This window comes from Halorubrum sp. AD140 (genome assembly GCF_034497445.1).
Taxonomy (GTDB): Archaea; Halobacteriota; Halobacteria; order Halobacteriales; family Haloferacaceae; genus Halorubrum.
This window is the reverse complement of the sequence record NZ_JAXRUU010000115.1, coordinates 1-4,134: the sequence shown is the minus strand read 5'-3', so window position 1 is coordinate 4,134 and position 4,134 is coordinate 1. Positions and strand designations below refer to the sequence as shown.

The window sequence follows — 4,134 nt, the reverse complement described above, 5'->3', positions numbered from 1 at the left end:
CAACCGGCTGTACGACCGGGGACTCTCACGGTCCGAGCTGGTCCCGATCGCCGCCGAGGGCGAGGCGGTCGTCTCCGGGGTCGCCCACTCGGACAACGTCGCGCCCTCGATACTCGGCGGGTTCACGGTGACGACGAGCGAGGCGACCCACGCGGTCGACGCCGCGGTTCCCCTCGTCGCCTGTCTCCCCGACGTCGCGGTCTCAACCCGGGACGCGCGCCGGGTCGTCCCCGAGACCGCGCCGATGGAGGACATCGTCGAGACCGTCGGCAACGCGGCCACGCTCGCGATCGGGATGTGCCGCTCCGACCCCGACCTCGTCGGCGCCGGCATGAACGACTCCGTGGTCACCCCCGAGCGCGCGCGGCTGATCACGGGGTACGACGACGTGCGCGCCGCCGCCTTCGACGCCGGCGCCGCGGGCGTCACCGTCAGCGGCGCCGGACCGGCCATCATCGCGGTCTGCCGCGAGAACCACCGCCGGGGGGTCGCTGCCGCGATGCTCGACGCGTTCGCCGACGCCGGGATCGACGCCCGCGCCTACCAGACACGGATCGGGAAGGGATCGGCGGTGTTAGACGCGTAGAACCGCGACGAGGCGGGACCCGCGCTCACAGGGAGACGAGGACGAGAGCGCCGTGAACGGCCAACAGGACCCCGAGCGTCGCCACCATCCCGGCCGCGTAGTACGGACTGACGGCGTCGAACCCCTCGGTGCGGCGAAGCCGGGTTTCGAGCCAGTAGGATCCGAGTGCGACTCCGGCGATCAGTACGGGAAAACCGGTCAGAACCGCCGGCGTCGGGACGAACTCAGGGCCGTAGTACGGGCCCATCCCGAGCGTCCAGTGGATTCGCATCTGTTCGGGGAGGGCCCCGTAGGCGAGGCCGCTCAGAGCCGCGCTCAGCGCGATGATGCCGATCCCAGCCAGCGCGAGCGGACGGCTTCCGCCGGCGTCGTCGGACCCGGATCGGATGCTCGTCGACTCTGACTGCGAATCGCGCACGGACGGTGGAGCGTCTGTCATCACGCCTCGCCGTTCGAAGGGGGCGTCAAAAGAGCCACCACCAGGGCTTCAGACGCTGAAGCGGTCGTCACTCATTTAGTGATCTTGGACGAAACGCCACCGATGAGTGAGGACACCCCGGACGTCGAGACCGTCGCCGGTCTCCTCGCGGACCAGACGGTCCGGACCATCCTCACCGAAACGAGCCAGGAACCCATGTCCGCGACCGCATTGAAAACCCGGTGTGAGGCGTCGGGGCCGACGATCTACCGTCGGCTCGAACGGCTGCGAGAGACGGATCTCGTCGTCGAGGCGACCCGCCCGGATCCCGACGGGGGCCACCATCGGACGGTGTACGAACCGAATCTCGAACGCATTACCGTCGAACTCGCAGACGGGACGCTGTCGGTGCAAGTCGATCGGCGGGAGGGGATGGCCGACCGCTTCACCCGCCTCGTCGAGGAGATGTGACCATGGTCGCGGGCACCCTACTGCTTTCACACGACGTCGTACTGCAATCGAACGGCTACCCCTCGGGCGTGGTCCAGACCGGACTGTTGGCGTACGAACTGCTCGGGGCGGTACTGGGAGTGTTCATCGCCTATCTCGCGTATCGAGGATACCGTCGCAACCGAAGTCGACCGATGCTGTTCGTCTCGGCGGGGTTCGCTCTCGCGCTCGGGATGCCGCTCGCGGTGACCGTCGCGTACGTGGCGCTTCCGGTGACGGGGGGTCGGGTCGCCGTCCAAGCCGTCACTCAGACGTTCGAAATCGCCGGCCTCCTCTGTATCATTTACGGGCTCAGAACCTGACCCCGTCGTCAGCCGGTTCGAAGTCGGACGCGGAAACTCGCTACTTAAACGCCGCGGCCCTGGAGCTTCTCCGCTTCCTCCATGTCCGCGTTCGACTGGCCCTTCATTCCCTTGCCGATCCCGGAGGCGATCTCGGCGAGCTCGTCGGGGTCGTCCCAGTTGTTGACCGCTTCGACGATCGCGTTACCCATCTCGACGGGGTCCTCCGCGCCGAAGATGCCGGAGCCGACGAAGATGCCGTCGCAGCCGTGGTACATCATCAGCGCCGCGTCCGCGGGGGTCGCGATCCCGCCGGCCGCGAAGTTGACGACGGGGAGCCGACCGGCCTCGGCGGTCTCGTGGACCAGGTCCCGGGGAGCGCCGTGTTCGCGGGCCCACTTCTCGCGCTCCTCGTAGTTGAGGCCGGTGAGCGTCCGGATCTGGTTCTTGATGGTGCGCTGGTGTTTGACCGCCTGGTTCACGTCGCCGGTACCGGCCTCGCCCTTCGTGCGGATCATGGCCGCGCCCTCGCGGATGCGCCGGAGCGCCTCTGGGAGGTCCCGGGCGCCGCAGACGAACGGGGACGCGAAGTCGCGCTTGTCGGTGTGGTACTCGTCGTCGGCGGGCGTGAGCACCTCCGACTCGTCGATCATGTCGACGCCGAGCGACTCCAGGATCTCCGCCTCCTTCCGGTGGCCGATCCGCGACTTCCCCATCACCGGAATCGACACCTCGTCGATGATCTCGGTGACGTTGGCGGGGTCGGGCATCCGGGCGACGCCGCCTCGCTTTCGGATGTCGGCGGGGACCGCCTCCAGCGCCATCACGGCGACCGCGCCGGCGTCCTCGGCGATCCGCGCCTGCTCGCGGGTGACGACGTCCATTATCACGCCGCCCTTCTGCATCCGCGCGAACCCGCGCTTGACCAGGTCGGTCCCCCGCTTCAGCTCCTCCAGATCCGTTGCCTCTGGCATGTTCGATCGGAGGATCGCCGGCCACTTAACGGGTCGCTTTCGGCCGGATTCCGGGGCGTGTCGGGGGTCGTTCGCGCCACCGCGAGCGCCGCGACGACCGCCCCTCTCCGACCCCACCGCAACGGCGAAGTCCCCGGACGCCGGAGATCAGGCCGTGACCACCGGAGCCATCGTCGCCGGAGGGCGCTCGACGCGCTTCGGCGACCGCGACAAGTCCGTCGCCGAGCTCGCCGACACGCCGATGATCCGCCGGGTCGCGAACCGCCTCGCCGGGACCGACGACCCGGTCCCGCCCGGGGCGACCCGCGCCGCGAGCGGCGACCCCGTCGTCGACGACCTCGTGATCAACTGCCGGCCCGACCAGCGAGACGCGATCGCCGCGGCGCTCGACGGCGTCGCGCTCCCCGTCCGGTGGGCGCTCGACGACGAGCCCGACCTCGGCCCGGTGGCCGGGATCCGGAACGCCTGCCGGGCCGCACCCTCCGAGTACGCCGTCGTCGTCGCCTGCGACATGCCGTTCGTCGACCCGGCATTCGTCGCGACCCTCCGGGAGGACGCGGCGGGCCACGAGGCGGCGGTCCCGCAGCTGGACGACCGCTGGCTCCAGACGACGCAGGCGGTCTACCGCGCCGAGGCGATGGCGACGGCCTGCGACCGCGCGCTCGCCCGCGGCGATAGGAAGGTGCTGGCACCGCTGGAGGAGCTAGACGGGGTGATCGTCGGCGACGAGACCATCCGCCTGCGGACGACGGCGCGCACGTTCACGAACGTCAACACGCGCGAGGAGCTCGCGGAGGCGGAGGCCGCGATCGCCGCGGCGCTCGGCGAGGTGGGAGGGGGCACAGACGGGGGTGACGCCGATGCGGGCGACGCCCGCGCAGGCCGCGACCGTCGGTGACGGCGGTCAGTCGCGGAGGACCTCGTACGCCTCGTTCAGCTCCTTGAACGCCTCCTCGTCGCCGTCCTCGCCGTCTGGGTGGAGCCGCTTCGCCCGCTCCCGGTAGGTCGCGCGGACCGTCTCCTGGTCGGCCGTCCGGTCGAGTCCCAGCGTCGCGTACGCCTCGCGCTCGGAGGGTCCGCCGGTCGACGGCGCGCGGTCGCGAGGGTCGCGCGTGCCCCCAGCGCGAGCGCCCCCGAATCCGCCGGAGCCGCGCGCTCCGGTGGCCCTGCCGTCGAATCCGCCGTCAGTCGCGCCGGCCGATCGGTACGCGGAGCGGCGGTGCTCCGCCGTCCGAGCGCGGCGTCGCGCCCGCTCGCGCTCGGCCGGTCCCGCCCGCGTCGCCTCGCGGCGGACGCGCTCGCGGAGCTTCCCACTGGCGTGGTACCAGAGGAAGTACGAGACCACGCTGAAGGGAACGGCGACCA

At 70.9% G+C, this 4,134-nt stretch carries 7 protein-coding genes; 4 read left to right on the top strand and 3 right to left on the bottom strand.

The annotated features are described in order from the left end of the window. Positions 1–586 (top strand): homoserine kinase (locus U4E84_RS16340; RefSeq protein ID WP_322533175.1); only part of this gene is annotated, 586 nt, incomplete at its 5' end. Positions 587–611: 25 nt separating this feature from the next. Here the strand turns inward: U4E84_RS16340 and U4E84_RS16335 are convergent. Beyond that, positions 612–1,025 carry a hypothetical protein gene (locus tag U4E84_RS16335; RefSeq protein ID WP_322533174.1) on the bottom strand — a complete coding sequence of 138 codons (414 nt, stop codon included), beginning with the start codon at positions 1,023–1,025 and terminating at the stop codon, positions 612–614. Between the two features lie 102 nt (positions 1,026–1,127). Between U4E84_RS16335 and U4E84_RS16330 the strand changes: the two genes are divergently transcribed. Together U4E84_RS16330 and U4E84_RS16325 are read left to right on the top strand one after the other, a co-directional pair. Further along, the gene (locus U4E84_RS16330; RefSeq protein ID WP_322533173.1) at positions 1,128–1,475 is read left to right on the top strand and encodes a winged helix-turn-helix domain-containing protein; all 348 of its coding nucleotides are present in this window, start codon (positions 1,128–1,130) and stop codon (positions 1,473–1,475) included. A 2-nt stretch (positions 1,476–1,477) separates the two neighbouring features. Next, positions 1,478–1,816, top strand: a complete 339-nt coding sequence (locus tag U4E84_RS16325) for a hypothetical protein (protein WP_322533172.1) — start codon at positions 1,478–1,480, stop codon at positions 1,814–1,816. 44 nt (positions 1,817–1,860) lie between these two features. On the opposite strand, the gene pdxS is transcribed toward U4E84_RS16325, so the two are convergent. Then, the gene (gene pdxS, locus U4E84_RS16320; protein ID WP_322533171.1) at positions 1,861–2,769 is read right to left on the bottom strand and encodes a pyridoxal 5'-phosphate synthase lyase subunit PdxS; all 909 of its coding nucleotides are present in this window, start codon (positions 2,767–2,769) and stop codon (positions 1,861–1,863) included. Between the two features lie 154 nt (positions 2,770–2,923). On the opposite strand from pdxS, the gene U4E84_RS16315 reads away from it, so the two are divergent. Next, positions 2,924–3,667, top strand: coding sequence for a molybdenum cofactor guanylyltransferase (locus U4E84_RS16315; protein WP_322533170.1), 744 nt, complete (start codon positions 2,924–2,926; stop codon positions 3,665–3,667). Between the two features lie 6 nt (positions 3,668–3,673). Here the strand turns inward: U4E84_RS16315 and U4E84_RS16310 are convergent. Then, positions 3,674–4,134: J domain-containing protein (locus U4E84_RS16310; RefSeq protein ID WP_322533169.1), on the bottom strand; the 461-nt coding region annotated here is incomplete at its 5' end.

Coding starts and splice junctions, on each gene's coding strand:
- U4E84_RS16335 (WP_322533174.1), bottom strand. CDS start 1,025: ATGACAGACGCTCCACCGTCCGTGCGCGATTCGCAGTCAGAGTCGACG.
- U4E84_RS16330 (WP_322533173.1), top strand. CDS start 1,128: ATGAGTGAGGACACCCCGGACGTCGAGACCGTCGCCGGTCTCCTCGCG.
- U4E84_RS16325 (WP_322533172.1), top strand. CDS start 1,478: ATGGTCGCGGGCACCCTACTGCTTTCACACGACGTCGTACTGCAATCG.
- pdxS (WP_322533171.1), bottom strand. CDS start 2,769: ATGCCAGAGGCAACGGATCTGGAGGAGCTGAAGCGGGGGACCGACCTG.